At 65.8% G+C, this 24,406-nt stretch carries 18 protein-coding genes; 5 read left to right on the top strand and 13 right to left on the bottom strand.

Annotated elements, in window-relative coordinates; genetic code table 11:
- Window positions 1-95: 95 nt before the first annotated feature.
- From U1763_RS08290 to rpiA, 11 genes are all read right to left on the bottom strand, one after another.
- Entirely contained in the window at window positions 96-566 is a 471-nt protein-coding gene (locus U1763_RS08290) for a YaiI/YqxD family protein (protein ID WP_132895546.1), read from the bottom strand.
- Between the two features lie 297 nt (window positions 567-863).
- Window positions 864-2,633, bottom strand: a complete 1,770-nt coding sequence (locus U1763_RS08295; protein WP_132895547.1) for a DEAD/DEAH box helicase — start codon at window positions 2,631-2,633, stop codon at window positions 864-866.
- A gap of 57 nt (window positions 2,634-2,690) precedes the next feature.
- Window positions 2,691-3,863: a BaiN/RdsA family NAD(P)/FAD-dependent oxidoreductase gene (locus U1763_RS08300; RefSeq protein WP_332754825.1), complete on the bottom strand. Its 1,173-nt coding sequence runs from the start codon at window positions 3,861-3,863 to the stop codon at window positions 2,691-2,693.
- Window positions 3,864-4,392: 529 nt separating this feature from the next.
- Window positions 4,393-4,575, bottom strand: a complete 183-nt coding sequence (locus U1763_RS08305; protein WP_332754826.1) for a hypothetical protein — start codon at window positions 4,573-4,575, stop codon at window positions 4,393-4,395.
- The gene (locus U1763_RS08310; RefSeq protein WP_332754827.1) at window positions 4,575-5,042 is read right to left on the bottom strand and encodes a GreA/GreB family elongation factor; all 468 of its coding nucleotides are present in this window, start codon (window positions 5,040-5,042) and stop codon (window positions 4,575-4,577) included. The genes U1763_RS08305 and U1763_RS08310 overlap by 1 nt, the downstream gene beginning before the upstream one ends.
- Before the next feature lie 22 nt (window positions 5,043-5,064).
- Window positions 5,065-5,808: an HAD-IIB family hydrolase gene (locus U1763_RS08315; RefSeq protein WP_056055166.1), complete on the bottom strand. Its 744-nt coding sequence runs from the start codon at window positions 5,806-5,808 to the stop codon at window positions 5,065-5,067.
- Window positions 5,805-6,620, bottom strand: a complete 816-nt coding sequence (locus U1763_RS08320) for a Cof-type HAD-IIB family hydrolase (protein WP_332754828.1) — start codon at window positions 6,618-6,620, stop codon at window positions 5,805-5,807. The genes U1763_RS08315 and U1763_RS08320 overlap by 4 nt, the downstream gene beginning before the upstream one ends.
- An 8-nt stretch (window positions 6,621-6,628) precedes the next feature.
- A complete protein-coding gene (gene gnd / locus U1763_RS08325) occupies window positions 6,629-7,612 on the bottom strand; it encodes a phosphogluconate dehydrogenase (NAD(+)-dependent, decarboxylating) (protein ID WP_332754829.1) in 984 nt (327 codons plus the stop codon).
- Window positions 7,613-7,739: 127 nt separating this feature from the next.
- On the bottom strand, window positions 7,740-8,864 hold the full coding sequence (gene tal, locus U1763_RS08330; RefSeq protein WP_133018639.1) for a transaldolase: 1,125 nt from the start codon (window positions 8,862-8,864) through the stop codon (window positions 7,740-7,742).
- Complete coding sequence (gene tkt / locus U1763_RS08335; RefSeq protein WP_133018638.1) at window positions 8,864-10,954, bottom strand: transketolase; 2,091 nt, start codon at window positions 10,952-10,954, stop codon at window positions 8,864-8,866. The genes tal and tkt overlap by 1 nt, the downstream gene beginning before the upstream one ends.
- Window positions 10,955-11,023: 69 nt before the next feature.
- Window positions 11,024-11,698, bottom strand: coding sequence for a ribose-5-phosphate isomerase RpiA (gene rpiA / locus U1763_RS08340; RefSeq protein ID WP_332754830.1), 675 nt, complete (start codon window positions 11,696-11,698; stop codon window positions 11,024-11,026).
- Window positions 11,699-12,245: 547 nt separating this feature from the next.
- Here rpiA and U1763_RS08345 point away from each other — a divergent pair.
- Genes U1763_RS08345 through U1763_RS08355 form a run of 3 tightly spaced genes read left to right on the top strand, consistent with a single transcriptional unit; the run spans window position 12,246 to window position 18,352 of the window.
- Window positions 12,246-13,469, top strand: a complete 1,224-nt coding sequence (locus tag U1763_RS08345; protein WP_443026903.1) for an efflux RND transporter periplasmic adaptor subunit — start codon at window positions 12,246-12,248, stop codon at window positions 13,467-13,469.
- A 6-nt stretch (window positions 13,470-13,475) separates the two neighbouring features.
- A complete protein-coding gene (locus U1763_RS08350) occupies window positions 13,476-16,754 on the top strand; it encodes a multidrug efflux RND transporter permease subunit (protein ID WP_332754832.1) in 3,279 nt (1,092 codons plus the stop codon).
- Window positions 16,751-18,352: an efflux transporter outer membrane subunit gene (locus U1763_RS08355; protein ID WP_332754833.1), complete on the top strand. Its 1,602-nt coding sequence runs from the start codon at window positions 16,751-16,753 to the stop codon at window positions 18,350-18,352. The genes U1763_RS08350 and U1763_RS08355 overlap by 4 nt, the downstream gene beginning before the upstream one ends.
- A gap of 420 nt (window positions 18,353-18,772) precedes the next feature.
- Here the strand turns inward: U1763_RS08355 and U1763_RS08360 are convergent, their stop codons facing one another.
- A complete protein-coding gene (locus U1763_RS08360) occupies window positions 18,773-19,360 on the bottom strand; it encodes a 3'-5' exonuclease (RefSeq protein ID WP_332754834.1) in 588 nt (195 codons plus the stop codon).
- A 4-nt stretch (window positions 19,361-19,364) separates the two neighbouring features.
- Window positions 19,365-20,504, bottom strand: a complete 1,140-nt coding sequence (locus U1763_RS08365) for a Gfo/Idh/MocA family protein (protein WP_332754835.1) — start codon at window positions 20,502-20,504, stop codon at window positions 19,365-19,367.
- Between the two features lie 201 nt (window positions 20,505-20,705).
- Between U1763_RS08365 and U1763_RS08370 the strand changes: the two genes are divergently transcribed.
- A complete protein-coding gene (locus U1763_RS08370; protein ID WP_332754836.1) occupies window positions 20,706-23,420 on the top strand; it encodes an EAL domain-containing protein in 2,715 nt (904 codons plus the stop codon).
- A gap of 220 nt (window positions 23,421-23,640) precedes the next feature.
- Window positions 23,641-24,366: a haloacid dehalogenase type II gene (locus tag U1763_RS08375; protein ID WP_332754837.1), complete on the top strand. Its 726-nt coding sequence runs from the start codon at window positions 23,641-23,643 to the stop codon at window positions 24,364-24,366.
- Window positions 24,367-24,406: the final 40 nt, after the last annotated feature.

Genomic DNA, 24,406 nt, shown 5'->3' on the forward strand with positions numbered 1-24,406 from the left:
AGACGGAGGGGTATCGCGTTCTCGATGCCGGGCTACCCCTCCGTCAGGCCTGCGGCCTGCCACCTCCCCTCATAGGGGAGGATCGGCATGCGACCTTAGAGGCGCTTCAACCGCACCAGTGCCGCATCGAGCGCCGACAGGAAGCTCGACCGATCGGTCTTCGAAAACGGCGCCGGCCCGCCGATGATGTCGCCACCGGCGCGCAGATCAGCCATGATCGCGCGCGTCGCGATTGCGCCGCCGATCGAACTGGTGGTGAACGGCTTGCCGGTGTTGGCCAGCACGGTCGCGCCGGCCTTCACGCAGCGATCGGCGAGCAGGATGTCCGCGGTGATCACGACCGAGTTCGCATCGGCCTGTTCCGCGATCCAGTCGTCGGCGGCGTCGAATCCGTCGCTGACCACCACGCGGGAGATCAGCGGGTGGACGGGGATGCGGAAATGGCTGTTGGCGACGATCGTCACGGGGACTTCGTGGCGCCACGCGACCTTGTAGATCTCGTCTTTGACGGGGCACGCGTCGGCGTCGACGAGGATGCGGAGTGTGGTGGGGGTGTCGGCAGTCACCTGAACCCTCGCGATCGAATGCCGGCCATCCCCGTATCCTTATTCAGCGCGCTAAATCCGTCGTTCCAGGCCCGTTGCCCGCCGCCGCACATCCAAAGAGTACCGCCACCCCAATTCCGTCATCCCAGCGGAAGCTGGGATCTCCCTGTTTGGCGCGTGTCGCGAGCCACGTGGGATACCCCAGCTTTCGCTGGGGTGACGGGTTTGGGTTTGGGTTTGGGTTTGGGTTTGGGTTTGGGGTTGGACGGCGGGAGGGGAATTCGAGACTTAGTAAGCTCGGTTCGCCAACCCGATCCCTCAGGTCCGGTCGCGGTTACCACGGTACGGAGGCTTCCGCGCCGGAGCCGGACCGCCACGCGGGGCCGCACGGTGCAGCGTCGAGCGGGGACCGCTCGCGTTGCTGCGACCACCGCCACCGCCGTCATGCCGCGCACCGCTCTCCGGCGCGCCCTGCATCGCCTCGATCGCGACGCCGCTCTCTTCTTCGCCAGCCTGCGCCGTGCGCTGGATCGCCGCCGAGAACCGCGACGCCACCGCGCGCGGAATCTCGAAAGCCGTCTCGTTCGGCCCAATCCGGATCGCGCCTATCTCCGACTTGGTGATGTGCCCACGACGGCAGATCAGCGGCAGGATCCAGCGCGGATCGGCGTTCTGGCGACGACCGATATCCATCCGGAACCAGACGGTGTCCTCGAAGCCCGCGCGCGGCCCCTGCGAGCGCTCGTCCTGAGTCGGCTGCTTGCTCTGGTCGATCAGGTCCTCGGCCTGCGGCATCGTCGCACGGTGCATGTGCACCAGCGCGGCGGCGATATCCTCAGGCGTCTTCTCGGCCATCAGGCGGACGGCGAGTGCGCGATCCTCTTCCTCGACCTCGACCGGCTGCAACAGCATGCCGATCAAGCGCTCGTGATCGTTCTTGCGGATGTCCTCCGCGGTGGGGGCGTTGACCCACTCCGCGTTGATCTTGGCACCACGGAGCATCATCTCGACGCGACGGCGACGCGGGAACGGCACGATCAGGACGGCAGTGCCCTTCTTGCCTGCACGACCGGTACGACCCGAGCGATGCTGGAGCGTCTCGGCATCGCGCGGCAGTTCGACGTGCACGACCAGCGACAGCGTCGGCAGATCGATACCACGAGCCGCGACGTCGGTCGCGACGCAGACGCGCGCCCGACGATCGCGCAGAGCCTGAAGCGCCGCGTTACGCTCGTTCTGCGAATGCTCGCCCGACAGCGCCACGGCGGCAAAGCCACGCTCGACCAGGCTCGCATGCAGATGACGCACATTGTCGCGCGTGGCGCAGAACAGCATCGCCGTCTCCGCCTCGTGGAAACGCAGCAGGTTGATCACCGCGTGCTCGATCTCGGACGGCGAGACCGTGACGGCCTGGTACGAGATGTCGCCATGACCGCGATCCTCGCCGACGGTCGAGATGCGCAGCGCATCCTTCTGGTAGCGCTTGGCGAGCGCGACGATCGGCCGCGGCATCGTTGCCGAGAACAACAGCGTGCGACGCGCTTCAGGCGACGCGTCGAGGATCTGCTCGAGGTCCTCGCGGAAACCCATGTCGAGCATCTCGTCGGCCTCATCGAGCACCGCGACCTTGAGGGCCGACAGGTCGAGCGCGCCACGCTCGAGGTGATCGCGCAGACGGCCCGGCGTACCGACGACGATATGCGCGCCGTGTGCAAGCGAACGACGCTCCTTCGAGGCGTCCATGCCGCCGACGCAGGTCGAGATGCGCGCACCGGCCTTGGCATAGAGCCACATCAGCTCGCGACTGACCTGGAGCGCGAGCTCACGAGTCGGCGCGATGCAGAGGACGAGCGGCTTGTGCGGCGCGGGCAGGCGCTGGACGCCGTCCTCGCCCGCTTCACCGAGCAGTTCGCCGGCCATCGCCAGGCCGAACGCGACGGTCTTGCCCGAGCCGGTCTGCGCCGACACGACGAGGTCGCGACCGATCGCATTGTCCTCGATCACATGAGCCTGGACGGGGGTGAGCGCGGTATAGCCGCGCGCTTCGAGCGCCTCGGAGAGAAGCGACGGAATATTTGTAAAAGGCATGTACGTCCTAATTGGTGGCCGGCTTGACGCTACGGCAAAGCACTGGCGTGGTGGTCCCTACAGGACTTGGCCCGCGGCCCACCCGCTCGCCCATGCCCATTGGAAGTTGTAGCCGCCGAGCCACCCTGTGACATCGACCGCTTCGCCGACCGCATACAACATTGGTACGCGTTTGGCTTGCATTGTTTGCGAAGATAGTTCCGCAGTGCTGATGCCGCCAGCCGTGACCTCGGCCTTGGCATAGCCCTCCGAGCCATTTGGCGTGAATTGCCAGTGACTTAGCGCGCGCTCGGCGTCCTGGAGTTTCCGGTCGGTGAGCGCGGAAATCTCGCTCGTCATGCCCAAACGCTCGCTCAAAGTCTCCGCGAGTCGGTCCGGCAGCGTGCTGCCGAGCAGTTTCCGCAGAGTCGCGCGCGGCGTGGTACGCTTGGCGGCGGGGAGCCAGCCGGACTCGCGATCGGGGAGGAAATCGATCCCGACGGGCTGGCCGTTGCGCCAATAAGACGATGCTTGGAGGATCGCGGGGCCGGACAAGCCGCGGTGCGTGAACAGCGCCGCCTCGCGGAACGCGGTCTTGCCTGCGGTCGCGACGACTTCGGCGGCGACTCCGGACAGTTCGCGGAAAAACGTCTCGTCGCCGCCTAGCGTCAGCGGTACGAGTGCGGGGCGTGGCTCGACGACCTTCAACCCGAACTGTCGCGCGAGATCATAGGCGAAGCCGGTCGCGCCCATCTTCGGGATCGATGGGCCTCCGGTCGCGATGACCAGCGCGGGGGCGGTGACGGTGCGGCCGTCCAGCGAGACGCGGTATCGCCCGTCTGCGTGGTCGACTCCGGTGATCGCGCGGCCGAGCGATAGGTCGACGCGGCCCTTGTCGCATTCGTCGAGCAGCATCTCGACGATCTGGCGTGCCGAGCCGTCGCAGAAGAGTTGGCCGAGCGTCTTCTCGTGCCACGCGATGCCGTAGGACTCGACGAGCGCGAGGAAGTCTTGCGCGGTGTAGCGGCCGAGTGCGGACTTGGCGAAATGCGGGTTGGCGGAGATGTAGCGGTCGGCGGCGGTGTGGACGTTGGTGAAATTGCACCGCCCGCCGCCGGAGATCAGGATTTTCTTACCCGCCTGGTCGGCGTGATCGACGAGCAGGATTTTTCTGCCGCGCTGGCCTGCGACCGCGGCGCACATGAGGCCGGCGGCTCCTGCGCCGAGGATGATCGCGTCGTAGTCGGACAAGTGTCGCTCCGTGCGGCTTCGGTCAGGGGCCGCCAATCAAGAATGTTTCCCCGCGAAGGCGGGGACCCAGACTGGGCTCCCGCCTTCGCGGGAGAACAAGGGGTGGCTGCTGTAGCGAGTTCGGGCGTGGCTACATAGGCGGTAACCCGCATATCCGTCGGCCACACCCGCGCTCAACACTATAACGACCCCGGCGAAGGCCGGGGCCCAATTGGGGGACGGCGATGACGCAGGTCGCGCGTCGTTACCTTGACCTTTCCAATTGGGCCCCGGCCTCCGCCGGGGTGGTGCCATTCGGGCGGGGGTGGTGCCTATCGCGGCAATGTCTCTCACGGTGGTGCTGTTCGAAATGGCGCCATGCGGGGGCGCGGAAGCCTCCGACGGCGTGGAAGAGCACGATAACGCCCCTTCTGCTCCCTCTCCCCTCCGGGGAGAGGGTCGGGGTGAGGGGCAGCCAAGCAGTGCATCGCCCGGAACAGCCCCTCACCCAACCCTCTCCCCGGAGGGGAGAAGGCTAATCACCCACAAACTACCGCAGCTTCGAAATATTCAACGAGTCTTCCTTCGCCCGAACCTTCACCGATTCCTCGCTCCGGGTCAGCGCCTTGGCGATCGCCTTCAACGCCATGCCCTTCTTCGCAAGCGTATGAAGCTTCTGGATCTCGTCCTGCGTCCAAGCCTGACGGTGCCGCTCGAATTTCGCCTCAGCCATCAGCCGTCATCCTTGTCGATCGCCAACACCTCGATCGCATCCGCCTTGCCCGCAAACGCAACCGTCTCGCCAACTGCCGCCCCCATCAGCGCGCGCGCCAGTGGTGCCGAGAACGCCAGCCGGTCCTCGCCAGGCTCAGCTTCATCGCCACCAACGATAGAAATAACCCGCTCAACCCCGTTCATCCGAACACGAACGCGCGATCCGATCCCAACCTCGTCCTCTTCCGGCGAAGGCGCGAGTTCGGCGGTCGTCTGGCGCGTGTGCCAATAACGCAGGTCGCGCAGCAACAGCTTGCGCGCCTCCTCATCCGTCTCCGCCGCAACAGCCGCTTCGATCTCGGTCACCCGCTCGCCAAGCAACCGCAACCCCCGCGCCGTGACCAGATTAGGCCCCGGCGCGATCGGCTGTTCGAACTTCGGCTCGAGATGTTCCTCGTCACTCTCGCGACGGAAGGCGACGCTCATGACCCGGCTTCAACCATGGTTCTTACTTCAGGCACGCGACGATCCCGGCGATCGCCGCCAGCGTGCCGTCGACGTTCTTCACCTTCACGACGTCAAGCCCAAGCTGCTCGGCCGGATAATCATTGCCGCCCGGGAAGATCGCGTCGCCGATGAACATCATTTTGTCGAGCGCGATGCCGCTCGCCTCGTTGAGCTTCTTCAAGCCATACGCCTTGTCGACACCCTCACGCGTGATGTCGATCGAGGTCGCGCCGCCCATGTTGATCGACAGCCCCGGCAGGCGCTTCTGCAGATCGGCCTGGATCACTTTCCGCTTGGCGAAATCGGGATCCCAGCTGTGCTTCGCGTCGATCGGCGCTTCCTGGCCGAGTGCCGAGAACGTGATCTGGCTGCCACGATCCTCGATCCGCTCGCCCCAGGTCTTCTCCGGCACGAAGCCAGTGGCTTCCAACGACTCGTCGAACGCCTTGAGGATCTTCTGCTTCTCGTCGTCCTCGAACAGCTCGGCATACACCGCGCGCCATTCGCCATCGAACCGGTACAGCTTGGTGCCGGTGGTCGGCATCAGCCACAGCTTGGTGCGATCGGCGCGCTCGGGCAGCCGCGACGCGACCTGCTTTTCGAACTGCGGCCAGTCGCCGCCCGAGATCACCGCGACATGCGCGACGTCGAGCAGGTTCGCCAACGCCTCGCCCATCGGCTCCTGCAAGGGCTGCTTGCTCTCGGCCAGCGTTCCGTCGAGGTCGAAGGCAACGAGGTCTTTCATGCGGAAACTCCAGTAAGGATAAACGTGTCGATCGCGTGGGCGACGCCGTCGGCATCGTTCGCGCTGGTAATCTCGTGCGCGACGTCGCGGACAGTCTGTGGTGCGTTGCCCATCGCGATTGCCAGCTTGGCGCGCTTGAGCATCGCGATGTCGTTGGCCTGATCGCCGATCGCCGCGGTCTGCGTCAAGCTGATGCCAAACGCGTCCGCCAGTTCCTCGATCCCGCTGCCCTTGTTCCCGGCCACCGGCGTGATGTCGAGGTAGTAGGTCTGCGACTGAACGATCGTCGCCTGCGTATCGAACTTGGCGGCGACCTTGGCGTGCAGATCGCGCAACAAGTCCTCGTCATCGCTGACGAACGTTACCTTGTCCGCCTTGGCGAGCAGAGCGGTGAAGTCGGAGACGATCACCGGGTCCTGCGCGGAGGCCTTCTTCTCACTGCCGACATGGCCCCCCTGGTCGGTGCTGGCATACCAGACATCGTCCGCGAAGAACCACGTGTCGACCGGCGCGTCACCGATGATCTCCATCGCACCGCGCACGACGTCGACGTCGATCATGTGGTGCTCGATCACGGTACCGTCGCGCTTGAAGACGATCCCGCCGTTGAACGCGCCCATCGGCTCGTCGATGCCGAGCAACTCCGCAATCGGCATCATCCCCGAGCGCGGCCGCGCGCTGATGATCGTGAAGCCGAGACCCGCCGCCTTCAACCGCTTGACGGCATCGACGGTCGCGGGCGTAACCTTCTTCTCCTTGTCGACGAGCGTGCCGTCGACATCGGAGACCAGCAGCTTGATATTACCGCTCACCTGGGCGCTCACTGTGGCATCTCGACATGACCGCCAAAGCCATAGCGCATCGCCGACAACAGCTTGTCGCCGAACGTATGGTCCACCCGGCTGCGATAGCGCGCATACAGCGCCGCGCTCAGCACGTTGGCCGGCACCTTCTCCTCCATCGCCGCGTCGATCGTCCACTGACCCTCGCCCGAGTCCGCGACGCTGCCGCTAAAGCCTTCGAGCGTGCCGTCCTTCGCCAGCGCGATCGCCGACAGGTCGAGCAGCCATGACGAGATCACGCTGCCACGACGCCAGACTTCGGCGACGTCGGTCAGGTTGATGTCGAAGCGCTCCTCCTCGACGACATGCTCGCCCGATTTGCCCTTGAGGATGTCGAAGCCCTCGGCATAGGCCTGCATCAGGCCGTATTCGATGCCGTTATGGACCATCTTGACGAAGTGGCCGGCGCCCGAGGGGCCGGCGTGGATATAGCCCTTCTCGGCGCGCGGATCGGCCTGGCCTTCGACGCGGCCTGGGGTGCGGACGATCGTCCCCATGCCCGGCGCGAGCGTCTCGAAGATCGGATCGAGCAGGTCGACGGTTTCCTTGTCGCCGCCGATCATCATGCAATAGCCGCGCTCGAGGCCCCACACGCCGCCGGACGTGCCGACGTCGACATAGTGGATGCCCTTCTCGGCCAGTTCCTTCGCGCGGCGGACGTCGTCCTTGTAGAAGCTGTTGCCGCCGTCGATGATGATATCGCCCGAATTCGACTTCGCGGCGATCGCCTGGACGGTGCTCTCGGTCGGCTCGCCCGCGGGGACCATCACCCACCAGATCGCCGGGGTGTCGAGCTTGGCGTGCATGTCGTCGAGCGAGTCCGCACCGATCGCGCCATCGGCGGCGAGCTTCTTCACGGCTTCGGCATCGCGGTCGAACGCGACGACCTCATGGCCGTCCTTCATCAACCGGCGCGCGATGTTGCCGCCCATCCGGCCGAGGCCGATCAGTCCGATCTTCATGGGGAATTCCTTGCTTACCCCCTCTCCCCGCCGGGGAGAGGGTTGGGGTGAGGGGCAGTTGGGGAGGGCAGCGCTCGTGGCGCCTCTCACCCCGGCCCTCTCCCCGAAAGGGAGAGGGAGCAGAAGTTTACGCCGTCGCGGGCTGTTTCTTGGCGATCGAGCCGAGCAGGTCGTCGAACGCCTTCACGAACGAGGCGACGCCCTCTTCGACCAGCTTGCCGGTCACGCCATTCAGGTCGAGGCCAAGCCGCTCGGCTTCGGCGAGCGTGTGCTTGGCGCCCTCGACGTCCTGCGTGATCGTCTCCGCCGCGGTGCCGTGGTCGCGGAACGCGTCCATGGTCTTGGGCGGCATCGTGTTGACCGTGTCCTTGCCGATCAGCGTGTCGATGTAGAGCGTGTCAGGATAGCTCGGATCCTTCACGCCGGTCGACGCCCACAGCAGACGCTGCGGCTGCGCACCCTTGGCGGCGAGCGCCTGCCAGCGATCCGACTTCAGGAAGTCGAGATACCATTGATACGCCATCTTCGCGTTGGCGATCGCGACTTTGCCGCGGACCGCCTTAAGCGCGTCGGCCTCGGCATCGCCCTTCTCCAGACGCGCATCGATCTCCTTGTCGATCGACGAATCGATCCGGCTGACGAAGAAGCTCGCGACGCTGGCAATCTTGTCGATCGGCTGCCCCTGCTTCACGCGCTCCTCGAGCCCTGCCGCATACGCCTCGGCAACGCGGATATACGCGTCGAGCGCGAACAACAGCGTGACGTTGACGTTGATCCCGCTCGCGATCGTCGATGAGATCGCCGGACCACCCGCGAGCGTCCCCGGGATCTTGATCATCAGGTTCGGCCGGTCGACCATCCCCCACAGCTTCTTCGCCTCGGCGATCGTCGCGTCGGTATCGTCCGAAATGTACGGCGACACCTCAAGGCTGACATAGCCGTCCTTCGCGTCGAGCTTGTCATAGACCGGCTTCAACGTCTCCGCCGCCGCCTTGATGTCCTGGATCGCGAGATGCTCGTAGCGGTCGATCGTCGCCGCGCCGGCATGCTGCTTGTCGTACTCGGCAAGCGTCGAATCATACGCATCGCCGTGACCCATCGCCTTTTCGAAGATCGACGGGTTCGACGTGACGCCGGTCAGGCCGTCCTCGTCGACCAGCTTCTGGAGACCACCGGCCTCCAGGAACTTCCGGTCGACGAAATCGAGCCATACCGCCTGGCCGAAGCCTTCGAGATCGTTGAGCGCACCCATCACTTGGTCTCCATCACTTGGCGGGCGACCTTGACGACATTGTCGACGGTGAACCCGAACTTGTCCTGCAGCTTGGCGAGCGGTGCCGAAGCCCCGAAGGTCGACATCGTCACGGTCGCGCCGTCGAGCCCGACATAACGGTCCCAACCGATCGACCCGGCCATCTCGACCGCGACGCGCGCGCGCACTTCGCGCGGCAACACGCTTTCCTTGTACGCGGCGTCCTGCAGTTCGTAGCGATACCAGCTCGGCATCGACACGACCCGGCTCTTCACGCCGTCCGCGGTCAGCTTCTCGTGCGCCTCGACGACCAGCGACACTTCGCTGCCGGTCGCGATCAGGATCACGTCGGGCGTGCCGTCGCTATCCGCGAGGACATAGCCGCCCTTCTCGAGCCCATCGGCGCTTGCGTACTTGGTCCGGTCGAGCGTCGGCAGGGCCTGGCGCGACATGATCAGCGCGGCAGGCGTGCTGGCGTCCTTCAGAACCGCCTTCCATGCGGCGACGACTTCGTTCGCGTCGCTCGGACGGATCGTGTCGAGACCGGGGATCGCGCGCAGCGTGGCGAGATGCTCGATCGGCTGGTGCGTCGGGCCATCCTCGCCAACGCCGATCGAATCGTGCGTGAACACCCAGATCGCGCCGACTTCCATGATCGCGGACAAGCGCACCGGCGCGCGCATGTAATCGGCGAACACCAGGAAGGTGGAGCCGTACGAACGCAAATGCGACAGCGCCATGCCGTTGACGATCGCGCCCATGCCGTGTTCGCGGATGCCGAAGTGGAAGTTCCGGCCGGCGTAATTCTCCGCCTCGAACGAGGGCTGGCCCTTGATGTCAGTCTTGGTCGATGGCGCGAGATCGGCCGAACCACCGATCAGCCACGGCACCTTGGCCGCGATCGCGTTGAGCACCTTGCCGCCCGAGTCACGGCTGGCGACGCCCTTGGCATCCGCCTCGAAGGTCGGGATGTCGGCATCCCAGCCCTCGGGCAGCTCGTCCTTGAGCAGCAGGTCGAGCTCGGCGGACAGCTCGGGATAGGCACCGCGATACTTGTCGGTCAGCGCGACCCACTCGTCACGCAGCTTGGCGCCACGCTCGGCGATCGCACCGTTGAAATGCTCGATCACGCCGTCGGGCACGTAGAACGACTTGTCCTCGGGCCAGCCATACGCCTGCTTGGTGAGGCGGATATTCTCCTCGCCGAGCGGCTCGCCGTGCGCCTTCTCGCTGCCCGCCTTGGGGCTGCCGTAACCGATCACCGAATGCACGACGATGAAGGTCGGCTTGTCGGTGGTCGCCTTGAACGTCTCGATCGCGCGGCTCAGCGCAGCGGTGTCGTTCGCGTCGTCGATGTGGATGACGTTCCAGCCATAGGCGTCGAAGCGCAGGCCGACGTCCTCGTCGAACGCGAGATCGGTCGCGCCCTCGATCGAGATGTGGTTGCTGTCGTAGATCCAGCACAGGTTGCTGAGCTTGAGGTGGCCGGCGAGGCTCGCGGCCTCGGCCGAGACGCCCTCCATCATGTCGCCGTCGCCGCAGATCGTGTAGACGTCATGGTCGAACAGCGTGAAGCCATCCTTGTTGTAGCGCGCCGCGAGCCAGCGCTCGGCGATCGCCATGCCGACCGAATTGCCGCAACCCTGGCCGAGCGGACCCGTCGTGGTCTCGACGCCGGTGGTGTGGCGATATTCGGGGTGACCCGGGGTCTTCGACGACAGCTGGCGGAACTGTTCGATGTCGGCGAGGCTGACGGCCTCCTTGCCGGTCTTGTTACCGTCCGCGTCGATCTCTTCGATCTTGGCGAGGTGGATCAGCGAATAGAGCAGCATCGACGCATGGCCGACCGACAGCACGAAGCGGTCGCGGTTGGGCCAGTCGGCGTGCTTGGGATCGTAGCGCAGGAACTTCGACCAGAGCGTGTAGCCGACCGGCGCCAGCGCCATCGGCGTGCCGGGATGGCCCGAATTGGCCTTCTGCACCGCGTCCATAGACAGCGTGCGGATAGTATCGATCGCGAGGCGTTCGGGCGAACCATCCTCGTGCAGCTTGGGGTCCGCCTTGGTGGGGGCGGTTGCGGTATCGGTCATGGAAGAAGCCTCGCTCTAGACGGTGACCGAACGCCGCGCATCCGATCTGGTTGCCAACATAGGATGCCTTTAGTCGGATGCACCCGTCCGTTCCAGTCGCGTAACGACGCCGTTCGTTGCAATATACGCGGCGTCGACCTCGTCGAGGAACAGCCCGTGGCCAAGAATACCGGGGATCGCGGCAAGCGCGGCGGCGGTCGCGCGGGGATCTTCGAGGGTCGCGAGGTGGCAATCCACGACGAGATTGCCTTGGTCCGTCCGGTAGTTGTCGCGGATGATCGGGGCGGCGCCGATGTCGGTGAGCACGCGCCTGACGTAGGCGCTGGCGAAGGGGAGCATCTCGACCGGCAGCTTGGCCGCGCCGATCCGGTCGACGCGCTTGGAGCCGTCGGCGATCACGACCATCCGTGCCGAGCTTGCGGCGACGATCTTCTCCCGCAGCATCGCCCCGCCTGCGCCCTTGATCGCGAAACAGCGGGAGTCGATCTCGTCGGCGCCGTCTATCGTGAGGTCGACATGGGCGATGGCGGCGAAGTCGAGGATCTCGATGCCGAGTTCGCGGGCGAGCTTGCCGGAGGCTTCGGAGGTGACGACGGCGTGGATTTGCAGACCTTGGGCCACGCGATCGCCGAGCGCCTGGATTGCGAACGCCGCAGTGGATCCGGTTCCGAGTCCGACCAGCATCCCGTCCCGAACTTCCGCCACCGCAGCAACAGCCGCGGCCTTCTTGTCGTCATCGATCATCTCAGCCGCCCCGAAAACATCCATCGCAATAACGAACCAACCGTCATCCTGACGAAAGTCAGGACCCAGAGCCACAAACGATCCCCTCGCAACTCTGGATCCTGACTTTCGTCAGGATGATGGGATGCGCGCAAGGGGGCGAGCCCCCCACCCACCCACCACCCCGGCGAAGGCCGGGGCCCAATTGGGGAACGTTGCTAACGAAGCGCCATCCCTCGTTACCACGACCTCTCCAATTGGACCCCGGCCTCCGCCGGGGTGGTGCGGTGGTTCTCGAATGCCGTGGCTGCATGGTCGTGCGTGTGGGTGCGGGAGCACACCCCTCCTTGCTCTCCCGCGAAGGCGGGAGCCCAGTCTGGATCCCCGCCTTCGCGGGGAAACAAGCTTTTGTGAGTTGTCGAGAGCCCCACCCCTCAAAACACCCCCAACCAGTCAAACAGGTTACTCTTTCTTCCCTATTTCTCACCCCTGCTTTTCAACTGACATACTTCTGGTACATCCTCGTGGTTTAGCCCGACCAACACATGATCGCGGATTACCAAACTTGATAGCCACACGATTTTCAGCGCGGCAGTGCGCCATCCTGCTGGTCCCCGCACTGGCGCTCGCGGCCTGCTCCGGCGGCGATGACAAGGCCCAGGGCAAGGCGGGCCGCGGCGGCCAACCGGGCCAAGGCACGCCAACCGTCGGCTATGTCGTCGTCCAGCCGACCAGCGTCGCGATGACCACCGAACTCAGCGGCCGCACCACCGCGTTCGAAAGCTCGGACGTCCGTCCCCAGGTCACCGGCATCATCCGCCGGCGGTTCTTCACCGAGGGCACGCTCGTCAAAAAGGGCCAGCCGCTCTACGAGATCGACCCGCGCCTCTATCGCGCCGCCGCCAACGAAGCGCAGGCCAACCTGCAAAGCGCACGCGCCAACCAGCAGGCGCAGACCATCCTCGCACAGCGCTACAAGCCGCTCGCCGAGATGGAAGCGATCAGCAAGCAGGATTACACCAACGCGGTCGCCACCTCGCGCCAGGCCACCGCCTCGGTCGCGCAGACCCGCGCCGCGCTGGAGACGGCGCAGATCAACCTCAAGTTCACCACCGTCCCTGCACCGATCACGGGTCGTATCGGCCGCTCGCTGTTCACCGTCGGCGCGCTGGTCTCGGCGACGCAGACCGATCCGCTCGCGCAGATTCAGCGACTCGATCCGATGTTCGTCGACATCCAGCAATCCTCTGGCGATCTGCTCGCACTGCGGCGCTCGCTCGGCCAGAACGGCATCGTCGCGACCCGCGCCGAAGTCCGCCTCACGCTCGAGGACGGCAGCGAATATGGCGCGACCGGCAGCGTCGAGTTCGCCGAAGCGCTGGTCAATACCGAGACCGGCACCGTGACGTTGCGCGCCCGCTTCCCCAATCCGCAGGGACTGTTGCTGCCCGGCATGTTCGTCCAGGCCAAGTTCGCGCAGGCGATCAACCAGCGCGCGTTCCTCGTGCCGCAAGCGGGCGTGTCGCGCGATGCCAAGGGCAATGCGACGGTCTATGTCGTCGATTCGAACAACAAGGCGGTGCAGAAGAAGATCAAGGCGGACCGCACGCAAGGCGCGTTCTGGGTGGTCACCAGCGGGCTCAACCCCGGCGACAGGATCATCACGCAAGGGTTGTCGAAGATCGCCCCCAACCAGGGCGTGAAGCCGGTGCCGGAAAACACCGCGCAAAAGATCGAAGCGCCCAAGGATGACTCCTCCGGTGGCGACTCCAGCCAGAAAAAGGCCGGCTAAGCCCTTATGTTATCTCGTGTCTTTATCGATCGCCCGATCTTCGCCTGGGTGCTCGCGATCATCGTGATGCTCGGCGGCATCGGCGCGATCATGAGCCTGCCGATCGCGCAATATCCCGACGTCGCACCCCCGCAGGTGACCGTCCGCGCGACCTTCCCGGGCGCCAACGCGCAGACCATTCAGAACAGCGTCACGCAGGTCGTCGAGCAATCGCTGACCGGCATCGACGGGCTGATCTATTTCAGCTCGTCCTCATCGTCGCGGGGGTCGGTGACGATCACCGTGACGTTCGAGAAGGGCACCGATCCCGACATCGCGCAGGTCCAGGTCCAGAACCAGGTCCAGCAGACGCTCTCCCGCTTGCCGCAACAGGTCCAGCAGCAGGGCCTCGTGGTCCGCAAGTCGAACCCGGACAACCTCCTGATCGTCGGCGTCTATGACGAGACCGACAAGCTGACCAACCAGGACGTCTCGGACTATCTCGTCTCGAACCTGCAGGACCCGCTCGGCCGTATTCCGGGGATCGGCGACAGCAACGTGTTCGGCGCGCAATACGCGATGCGGATCTGGCTGAACCCGAACAAGCTCGCCAGCTACCAGCTGATCCCGAGCGACGTGACCACCGCGATCCAGGCGCAGAACACCGAAGTCGCCGCCGGCGAGCTCGGCGGGCAACCCCAGCCCGACACGCAGATGCTGAACGCGACCGTCACCGCGCAGTCGCGCCTCCAGACGCCCGAGCAGTTCGCCAATATCATCCTGAAGACCACCAACGACAGCGCGGTGGTCAAGCTGCGCGACGTCGCCCGGATCGAGTTGGGCGCGGAGAACTACAACGCGCGCAGCCGCGTCAACGCGCATCCCGGCGCCGGTATCGCGGTGCTGCTCGCGCCGGGCGCCGACGCGCTCAAGACCGCCGAGCTGGTCAAGGCGTTCGTCGCCAAGTCCGCCAAGAGCTTCCCGCCCGGCCTGAAATTCGCCTACGCCAACGACACCACCGACTTCATCAAGCTGTCGATCGACGAGGTCGTCAAGACGCTGATCGAGGCCGTCATCCTCGTCGTCATCGTCATGTTCGTGTTCCTGCAAAGCTGGCGCGCGACGCTGATCCCGACGATCGCGGTCCCGGTCGTGCTGCTCGGCACGTTCGGCGTGTTCTATCTCGCGGGCTTCTCGATCAACACGTTGACGCTGTTCGGGCTCGTGCTCGCGATCGGCCTGCTGGTCGACGACGCGATCGTCGTGGTCGAGAACGTCGAGCGCCTGATGGAGGAAAATCCCGAGATGACGCCTCGGGAGGCGACGATCGAATCGATGAACGAGATCACCGTCGCATTGGTCGCGATCGCGCTCGTGCTGTCGGCGGTGTTCCTGCCGATGGCGTTCTTCGGCGGCTCGACCGGCGTGATCTACCGCCAGTTCTCGCTGACGATGGTGTCGGCGATGGTCCTCTCGGTGCTGGTCGCGCTGATCCTCTCGCCCGCCCTCACCGCGACGCTGCTGAAGCAGAAAAAGAAGGACGCCGAGGGAAACCACGAGAAGAGCTGGGGCGAACGTAAATTCCCCAAGGTCGCGCACTTTTTCACGCGCGCTGGCGACAAGTTCAACAGCGGGTTCGAGAAGGGCACGCAGAAATACACCAGTGCCGTGCAATCGGTGATCGACCGCAAGTGGCTGTTCCTGCTGATCTACGCGGTGATCGTCGCGGTGCTCGCGGTGCTGTTCCTGCGGCTGCCGACGGGCTTCCTGCCGACCGAGGACCAGGGTTCTGGCATCGTCCAGTTCCAGCTTCCGGCGGGCGCCACGCAAGGCCGCACCTTCGCGCTGCAAAAGCAGATCGAGCAATATTACTTCACCAACGAGAAGGCCAACGTCCGCACGATGTTCACCGTCAGCGGCGGCGGCGGTGGTGGCGCGAGCGGCCAGAACACGGGCCAGGGCTTCGTCTCGTTCGCACCGTGGGAGGACCGCCACGGCAAGGAGAACACCGCCGAAGCGATCACCGGCCGCGCGTCGAAGGCGTTCGCCGGCTTCCGTGATGCGCAGGTCTATTCGCTCGTGCCACCAGCGGTTCGCGGTCTCGGCTCGTCGAACGGCTTCACGATGGAATTGCAGAACGCAGGCGGGCTCAGCCAGACCGAGTTCAGCGCCGCACGCGACAAGCTGCTCGCGCTCGCGCGTGCCGATTCGTCGCTGACCGCGATCCGCCTCACCGAACTGCCTGACGTCGCCACCTTGCGCGTCGATGCCGACCAGCAGAAGCTCTCCACGCTCGGCCTCACGCAGGCGAACGTGAACTCGACGCTGTCGACCGCCTGGGGTGGTCAGTACGTCAACGACTTCATCGACCGCGGCCGTGTGAAGCGAGTCTATGTCCAGGGCGACGCGCAGTTCCGCGCGCAGCCGTCGGACCTGAGCCAGTGGTTCGTGCGCGGATCGAACGGCCAGATGGCACCGTTCTCGTCGTTCGCGAAAACCAGCTGGGGCCAGGCACCGACGACGCTGTCGCGCTTCAACGGCATCGCCTCGTACGAGATCCAGGGTTCGGGTGCGACCGGCGTCAGCTCGGGCGATGCGATGAACCGGATCGCCGAGCTTGCCGGCCAGATCCCCGGGACGTCGGTCGCGTGGTCCGGCCTGTCGTATCAGGAACGCCTGTCCTCGGGTCAGGCGCCGATCCTCTACGGCCTGTCGCTGCTGGTCGTGTTCCTGTGCCTCGCCGCGCTGTACGAGAGCTGGTCGATCCCGATCGCGGTGCTGCTCGTCATCCCATTGGGCCTCGTCGGCGCGATCCTCGCGGTGACGCTGCGCGGGCTAATCAACGACGTGTATCTCCAGATCGGCCTGCTGACGACGATGGGCCTGGCCGCGAAGAACGCGATCCTGATGATCGAGTTCGCCGAGCAGGAGGAAAAGAAGGGCAAGCGCGTCATCGAGGCGGCCCTGTCCGCGGCGAAGATCCGGTTGCGCCCGATCCTGATGACGTCGTTCGCGTTCATCCTCGGCGTGTTGCCGCTGGCCCTTTCGACCGGTGCGGGCGCGAACAGTCGCATCGCGATCGGGACCGCGGTGGTCGGCGGCATGCTGACCGCGACGATCCTGGCGATTTTCTACATCCCGCTGTTCTTCGTCCTCGTCCGCCGCGGCGCACGTGACGGCATCGCCAAGCTGCGGGGCAAGCCGACCGGCTTCCAGGGCCATGACGACCACGGACCCGATGGCGATCACAACGAACCGCTCGGACCACCCGAACCACAGGGCCCTCACCGGCCGGAGCCCGCATGATGCGCTCGCTAGTCCTGATCCTCGCCGCCTCGACCGCGCTCGCCGGCTGCTCGCTCGCGCCAAAATATGCGCGCACTGAGCTTCCCGTCCCGCCGTCGCTCCCGGTCGGCGACGCGTATCTGCGCCAGTCGGAGGCGGCGCTTCCCGCGATCACCTACCGCGACGTCTTCAAGGATCCGCGGCTCCAGCAGATCATTGTCCAGGCGCTCGCGAACAACCGCGATCTCCGCGTCGCCGCCGCCAACATCGCCTCGACCCGCGCGCAGTACCGCATCCAGCGCGCCGACCTGTTGCCGCAGGTCGATGCCAGCGGCCGCTACACCTATTCGGGCGGTGGCAATGGCACCCGCAACACCGTTACGAGTGGCGGAACGGGCGGTACGGGAACAGGCGGGACCGGGACCGGGACCGGAACGGGCACTGGAACCGGGACCGGTACAGGCGGCACTGGAACAGGCACCGGCACCGGCACCGGCACCGGATCGGTCGTCAGTTCGTCTAGCTCGAACAGCGCCTTCTCGGTCGATCTCGGCACCACCGCGTTCGAGCTCGACCTGTTCGGCCGCATCCGCTCGCTGACCAGCGCCGCGCTCGATCGCTATTTCGCGACCGAAGCCGCCGCGCGCGCCACCCGCCTGACGCTGGTCGGCGACATTGCCGATGCATGGCTCACCTACGCGTCGGACCAGAGCCTGCTCAAGATCGCGCAGGACACGGTGACAAGTTCGCAGCGTAGCGTCACGCTGACCAACGCGCGGCTGCGCGGCGGCGTCGCGCCGCGCACCGATCTTCGCCAGGCACAGCAGATCCTGTTCACCGCGCAGTCCGACCTCGCACAACAGCGCACCGCGCTCGCGCAGGACGTCAACGCGCTGCAACTGCTCGTCGGCGCGCCGGTCGATGCCACCCTGTTGCCCGCCTCGATCGAACAGGCGCTGCCGACCGTCGCCACGCTGCCGGCCGGGCTCGACAGCAGCATCCTCCTGCGCCGTCCGGACGTCGTCGAATCCGAATACCAGCTCCGCGCCACCAATGCCGAGATCGGCGCAGCCCGCGCGGAACTGTTCCCGAAGATCTCGCTGACCGGCATCCTCGGGTTCGCCAGCACGTCGCTCACCTCGCTGTTCAGCGGCGGCGCGTTCAACTATTCGGTCGCGCCCTCGGTCAGCTACCCGATCTTCCGCGCCGGCGCCGGTATCGCCGGGGTCGCCTATTCGAAGGCGCAACGCGACGCCGCGCTTGCGACCTACGAAAAGACGATCCAGACCGCATTCCAGGAAACCGCCGATGCGCTGGCCCGCCAGGGCACGATCGCCGACCAGCTCAAGGCGAACCAGAACTTCTCCGAAGCGGCGCTGGACACGTATCGCCTGTCCGACGCGCGCTATCGCGGCGGGATCGACACCTTCCTCAACTCGCTCGACGCGCAACGCTCGCTCTACACCGCACAGCGTAACCTCGTCGCGACGCAACTCGTCGGCGCGAGCAACCGCGTGACGCTGTACCGGGTGCTGGGCGGCGATTCGACGCTGGAAGCCACCGCAGGCGGACCGCAACCGGTGACGATGAGTGGCGCGCCAAGGGCGGAGACGAACTGAGGCCGCCCAACCCGTCATCCCAGCGAAAGCTGGGATCTCCCGGTCAGGCGGGCGCCGCAACCCAAGCGGGATACCCCAGCTTTCGCTGGGGTGACGGACAAGAGTAGGTCGGCGCCGCAACTTCAAACACGCCGCTACCCCTCCACGACATCCGCTACCCATCCACAATCCGTCATCCCAGCGAAAGCTGGGATCTCCCTCTCAGGCGGGTGTCGCGACCCAAGCGGGATACCCCATCTTTCGCTGGGGTGACGTTGGAGGACAGGCGTCGATTCAACGCCGAGGACCACTTGCTCCATTGTTCTCCCGCGAGGGCGGGAGCCCAGTCTGGGTGCCCGCGTTCGCAGGGAAACATGGTTTGAACGTGCCGCTTGCTTGCTGTCGCTGAAACACCACCCCGGCGAAGGCCGGGGTGGTGCCTCAGACGGGCCCGTGCTCGGTATTGCCAGTCAGCGCCCCATAGTCCCTCGCCCGCTTCTGCGCCTCGACCCGCACCTCCAGCCACTGCGCCAATTCCGCCTTCGCATCGGCCAGCGCCCGGTGATCCGGCACCCGCCCGTTCCGCCGCTGCGACACCTCGCCGACCACCTCCCGCGCGAGAGCCTCGCGTGCCGCCGCCGGCTCGACATCCGCGAGGCACGCCCGCGCCGCCTCCAGTTGCGCCTCGTCGCTATCGCGCAACCGCAACACCCGGCGCGGCTGACCACCAGCCCGCAATAGCGTGCTCAACCATTTCCCATCCCAGGACGGCGCGCTCGCCAGCAGGTCGTGCCCCGCCAGCACCTCCACCATCCGCGCCGCAACCGCCCGGTGGTCCTCGCCCTCCTCCTCCAACACCCGCCGCTCGATCCCGTGGATCGCCTGCGCCGCCGGATCCCAGTCAGTCCACTCGGGCGCAGGCTTGATCAGATGACTCTCCGACGTACCATCCTCGAACACCCACGCCACCTCGATCGGGTAACTCTTCTTCCCCAGCGACGACGCTTCGAAATCGAGGAAGGCGAGCATCGCCTCAGCCGGTCGGGCTGGCGGCGTGGACGAGCTTGGGCTCCTTGATCGGCGACAGCGTCTGCTCCTGATCCGCCGAGATTCGACGCGACCGCACGAACGGCGGCAACGTCACCGGCCCACGCGTCTTCAGCGCCTCCAGCACGCCCTCCATCACGCGCAGGTCGGCAAGCCCCTCCTCCGCATCGGGCTCGGGATCGCGGTCCTCGAGGATGCAGTCGGAGAAATAGCGCATCTCGCCGCCGAACTGGTCGGTCGGCTTGAAGCTCTCATGGCTCTTCGTCTCGCCGATCGTCACGCGCTGTTCCATCGCGTCGCCGAAGCCATACGCCGGGTCCATGTGGATGCTGCCCTCGGTGCCCGAGATCGTCAGGCTATCGACGTTGTTCGCCGCATAAGAGACTGTGAACTGCGCGAGCCGATCACCGGGAAAGCGCAACGTCACAGCGAACGTGTCGTCGAGATCGCCCAGCCCCAGTTCGGGATGCCGCGTGGCGACCGCGGAAACCACTTCGGTCGGCTCCGCCCCGAACAGATAGCGCGTCGCATTGATCGGATACGGACCCATGTCGAACAGCGGCCCGGCGATGACGCCGTTCTTCACGCGGTGATTGGCAGGATCGACCTTCTGCGTGAAGCACGAGGTGAACGCGATCAGCTCGCCCAGTTCACCGGCCCGGATGCGCCGGATCGCATCGAGCGTCGACGGCTCGAAATGCAACCGGTACGCGGTCATTAGCTTCGCCGGCGACGCACGCTCGGCATCGCGGATTGCCTCGGCCTTCTCGACCGAAATTTCCAGCGGCTTCTCCGACAGGACATGGATGCCGGCCTTCAACGCGGGGATCGCGAACTCGGCATGCCGCCAGTTCGGCGTCCCGATATAAATCGCATCGATCAGCCCCGAGGCTAGAAGCTCGTCGAACTGGTCATAGCGATAGGTCGCCTCGACGCCGTATGTCTTGCCAAGCTCGCGTGCCTTGACCGGATCGTCGGTGACCAGCGCGGTAATCTCCGAGTTGCCGGTATGCGCGACGCCGGGCATCATCGATGCCTGCGAGATGTCGCCGAGCCCGACGATCGCATAACGGACCTTCTTCTTGCCCAGCCCGAGGGCGGACGTGATCGTGGAAACTGCGCTCATGGGGAATGCCTCGGTGGATAAGGGGTCACGCGCTCAACGCGACAGCAGGCATAGCTATCCCCGGATTTTTTGACGGACGACATTGGATCCCTGCCGAGCGGGTCCCGCCGCGGGCATACCGAACGCCTTGTTTCCGTGCGAAAAACGCTTTGGCGATTTACGCGAAAGAAACCACTTCGGGTAGAGTACCGCGTCACGCGAGTGTTCGGGCTTCGCGCGCCATATCTGGCATTTTGCCCCGCCAAGGTGACGAAGACCGCGATGTACGCCCCGCTTCCCTCCGCCGATCGCCGTGCGCAAGACCGGCCACCCCATCTCGCAATGCGCGGGCTGTTCGGGCTGGCCGCGGATATCGGCGATCAGGTGACCGACCTGTTCGTGCTGAAGCTCGCGCAGGTCGCCGCAGTCTGGCCATTTGCCCTGGCGATCCAGATCGTCACCTGCGGTCTGCTGATCTGCCTTGCCGCCGTCGGCGATGCCGCCGATCACGCATCGGTTGGCGCGATCATCGTGCATGGCGGCATTCTGACGCTAGCGTCGCTGCTGGTTTTCGTGACGGTCCGCGCTCCCGATACGGAGGCACTGGCGCCGCACCGACGCAACTGGATCGTCACCATATGTGCGGCGATCATGGGGGCCGCACTCACATCGTTGCTCTGGTCGGTCACATCGACGCCGGACGGCGCGATCCAGTTTGGCAGCGCGATCGCGGTCGCCGGGACGATCGGCATCACCGCGGTCAGCCTTCACCCGATTCGCGCAGCGATCCTCGGCGTCGGCACCGGCCTCGTGTTCGCGCTCGCGATCCTCGCCGGCTTCACCATTGCCGTCGCGATCGCGCTCCTGTTCTTCGGGTGCCTGATCGCCGCGACGGTCAGCCTCGCGCGGATCGATCACGCGCTCGAACTCGAGCGTGCGACCGCCTCCAACGAAGGCCGCGTCGCGGTCAAGATGATCGCCGAGTTCGAGGGCCATGGCGCCGGCTGGTTCTGGGAGGCGGATCGTCAGGGCCGCGTGACCTATCTGTCCGCCAAGGTCGCGCGCGACCTCGTCCCGTCGGGCGACGCGGTCGGCCAGATGCTGACCGATCTGTTCCGGATGGACAGCGACGCGCCCGGCACCGAACGCACGCTCGCCTTCCACATCTCGTCGAGAACCTCGTTCGCCGACTATTCGGTGTGCGCCGCGGCGCAGGATTGCGAGCGATGGTGGTCGATCTCGGGTCGGCCGATGGTCGACGATCTCGGTCGATTCCAGGGTTTCATCGGCTCGGGCAGCGATCTCACCGAAAAGCGCAAGTCGGAGGCGGAGATCACGCGGCTGGCGTTGTTCGACGGGCTGACCGGGCTCGCTAACCGCCAGCGGATGCGCGTCTCGCTCGACAAGACGCTCGCGCAGAATACCGGCCCCTACCGCGCGACATCGCTGTTCCTGATGGATCTCGATCGGTTCAAGGCGGTCAACGACACGCTTGGCCACCAGGCGGGCGACACGTTGCTGCAGCAGGTCGCACAACGGCTGCAACGCGGGGTCGGCCACGCTGGGCTGGTCGGGCGACTTGGCGGCGACGAGTTCAAGGTCGTGCTGCCGGGGATCGACAACCGCGATACGCTCGCGGTGCTCGCGCGCGACCTGATCGCGTCGTTGTCGCAGCCTTATTTCATCAGCGGTACCGCGGTTACGATCGGCTGCTCGATCGGCATCGCGATTGCGCCCAACGATGGCGATGACTCCGAGACGCTGGTCCGCAACGCCGATCTTGCGCTCTACGCCGCCAAGGGCGACGGGCGCGGCGTCCACCGGTTCTTCTCGGACGAGATGCTCGCAGGCGCACGGACGCGCAAACTGCTCGAAGACGATCTGCGGGTCGCCCTCGGGGAAGGCGCGTTCCATCTGTGCTACCAACCCGTCGTCAGCACCAAATCGGTGCGGATCGTTGGCTATGAAGCGCTGATCCGCTGGAACCACCCGACCCGGGGGCTCGTCTCGCCCGCCGACTTCATCCCCGTGGCGGAGGAATGCGGGCTGATCGAGGCGATCGGCGAATGGGTCCTGCGCACCGCGTGTTTGGAGGCGGCGCGCTGGCCCGACAGCATTCGCGTCGCGGTCAACGTCTCACCGATCCAGTTCGCCAACCCGGTCCTCCCCGCACTCGTGACCAGCGCACTCGCGCAGTCGGGGATCGCGCCGGGCCGGCTCGAGCTCGAGATCACCGAGGGCGTGTTCCTCGACGAGACGCGCTCGTCCGAACAGATGTTCAAGGCGCTGAAAGGCGTCGGCGTCCGGCTCGCGCTCGACGATTTCGGCACCGGCTATTCGTCGCTCGGCTATCTGCGCAACGCGCCGTTCGACAAGATCAAGATCGACCGGTCGTTCGTGAAGGGCGCCGCCGAACCCGGCAACCGCAACGCCGCGATCATCAAGGCGATCGTCACGCTCGCCGACACGCTCGGCATGGAGACCACTGCCGAGGGGGTGGAGGTGCAGGACGAGATCGACCTATTGCGCGATCTCGGGTGCAGCCACATCCAGGGCTATGTATATGGCCGTCCGGTCCGTGCCGAAGAGGCATTGCTGCAACTCGGCGGCGAGAATGGTGCAGCGACCGCAAGCGGCTTCAAGGTCAGCCGCGCGCCACGAACCAAGATGCTGCGCTCGGCGCGCATTCTGATCGGCGGGGTACGCGGCGACGTCCGCATCCGCGACATATCGACGTCGGGCGCGATGCTCGACGGGGTAAGGATCGACGGCAATCCCGACGGTGTCGAGATGCAGATCGAACTGATCGAGGACCAACTCACCCCCGCCCGCGTCCGCTGGGCGCGCGACGGCAAGGCCGGGATCGAATTCCACGAGGCGTTCAACCTGGAACGGCTGAACCAGGGACAGGCCTCGCGCATTCGGCGCGCAGGGTGAAGTAGGGTGAAGTAGGGTAAGCCGCGCGAAGGCGGGGCCCCAACTGGAAAGGTCGTCGTGACAGAGGACGGGGTTCGCTACCCCCCGTGCCCAAATCGGGTCCCGACCTTTACCGGGATGGGGGCCAAAGCGTCGACGACGCGCTCACCGCCAGCATGCGCAAAGGCCTCGAACTCGCCCATTCCGGGGAACCAACCCCCGCCCCCACCGTCTCTCCTCCATGGTACATCGCGCGTCCATCAAAGCCCTGGCCTTCGACGTTTTCGGCACCGTCGTCGATTGGCGTTCGGGCATCGCCCGCGAGGCAGCACCCTTCCTCGCGCGCTTGAACCGCGGCGATATCGACCCGCACCGCTTCGCCGATGGCTGGCGCAAACGCTATCAGCCGGCGCTGGAGGAAGTGCGCAGCGGTCGCCGTCCGTTCGTGATCCTCGACACGCTTCACCGCGAGGCACTGGAGGATCTGCTCCGTCATCACGCCATCGATCCCGCCACGCTCGACGAAGCCGCGCTCGTCGACCTCACGCATGCGTGGCACCGGCTCGATCCATGGCCCGATTCCGTCGAAGGCTTGACCCGACTCAAGGCCGCTTTCCCGATCGTCACGCTGAGCAACGGCAACATCGCGCTCATGCTGGAAATGGCCCGCCGCGCCGGTCTTCCCTGGGACGCGATCCTCGGCGCCGAAGTCAGTCGCATCTACAAGCCGCTCCCCGAATCCTACCTCGCCACCGCGCGTTTTCTCGGCATCGCTCCCGGCGAACTTTGCCTCGTCGCCGCGCACCACAGCGACCTCGCTGCGGCGCGCGCCGCCGGCCTGCAGACCGCCTATGTCGACCGCCCTCAGGAATATGGCGGCCGCTCCGCACCCGATGCGGATGCCGCGCAGGATTGGGACTATAGCGTCGACAGCCTGACGCGATTGGCCGACGAACTGTGCCGATGACCCGCCGACCTGCCTGCGAACCGGTAGAAACGTGCGACGC

Source organism: Sphingomonas sorbitolis, from assembly GCF_036663875.1.
Lineage (GTDB): Bacteria > Pseudomonadota > Alphaproteobacteria > Sphingomonadales > Sphingomonadaceae > Sphingomonas.

What these genes read in the sequence shown, in the direction of transcription:
- U1763_RS08295 (WP_132895547.1), bottom strand. Translation starts at nt 2,633, where the DNA reads ATGCCTTTTACAAATATTCCGTCGCTTCTCTCCGAGGCGCTCGAAGCG.
- U1763_RS08305 (WP_332754826.1), bottom strand. Translation starts at nt 4,575, where the DNA reads ATGGCTGAGGCGAAATTCGAGCGGCACCGTCAGGCTTGGACGCAGGAC.
- U1763_RS08310 (WP_332754827.1), bottom strand. Translation starts at nt 5,042, where the DNA reads ATGAGCGTCGCCTTCCGTCGCGAGAGTGACGAGGAACATCTCGAGCCG.
- U1763_RS08315 (WP_056055166.1), bottom strand. Translation starts at nt 5,808, where the DNA reads ATGAAAGACCTCGTTGCCTTCGACCTCGACGGAACGCTGGCCGAGAGC.
- gnd (WP_332754829.1), bottom strand. Translation starts at nt 7,612, where the DNA reads ATGAAGATCGGACTGATCGGCCTCGGCCGGATGGGCGGCAACATCGCG.
- tal (WP_133018639.1), bottom strand. Translation starts at nt 8,864, where the DNA reads ATGGGTGCGCTCAACGATCTCGAAGGCTTCGGCCAGGCGGTATGGCTC.
- tkt (WP_133018638.1), bottom strand. Translation starts at nt 10,954, where the DNA reads ATGACCGATACCGCAACCGCCCCCACCAAGGCGGACCCCAAGCTGCAC.
- rpiA (WP_332754830.1), bottom strand. Translation starts at nt 11,698, where the DNA reads ATGATCGATGACGACAAGAAGGCCGCGGCTGTTGCTGCGGTGGCGGAA.
- U1763_RS08350 (WP_332754832.1), top strand. Translation starts at nt 13,476, where the DNA reads ATGTTATCTCGTGTCTTTATCGATCGCCCGATCTTCGCCTGGGTGCTC.
- U1763_RS08355 (WP_332754833.1), top strand. Translation starts at nt 16,751, where the DNA reads ATGATGCGCTCGCTAGTCCTGATCCTCGCCGCCTCGACCGCGCTCGCC.
- U1763_RS08360 (WP_332754834.1), bottom strand. Translation starts at nt 19,360, where the DNA reads ATGCTCGCCTTCCTCGATTTCGAAGCGTCGTCGCTGGGGAAGAAGAGT.
- U1763_RS08365 (WP_332754835.1), bottom strand. Translation starts at nt 20,504, where the DNA reads ATGAGCGCAGTTTCCACGATCACGTCCGCCCTCGGGCTGGGCAAGAAG.
- U1763_RS08375 (WP_332754837.1), top strand. Translation starts at nt 23,641, where the DNA reads ATGGTACATCGCGCGTCCATCAAAGCCCTGGCCTTCGACGTTTTCGGC.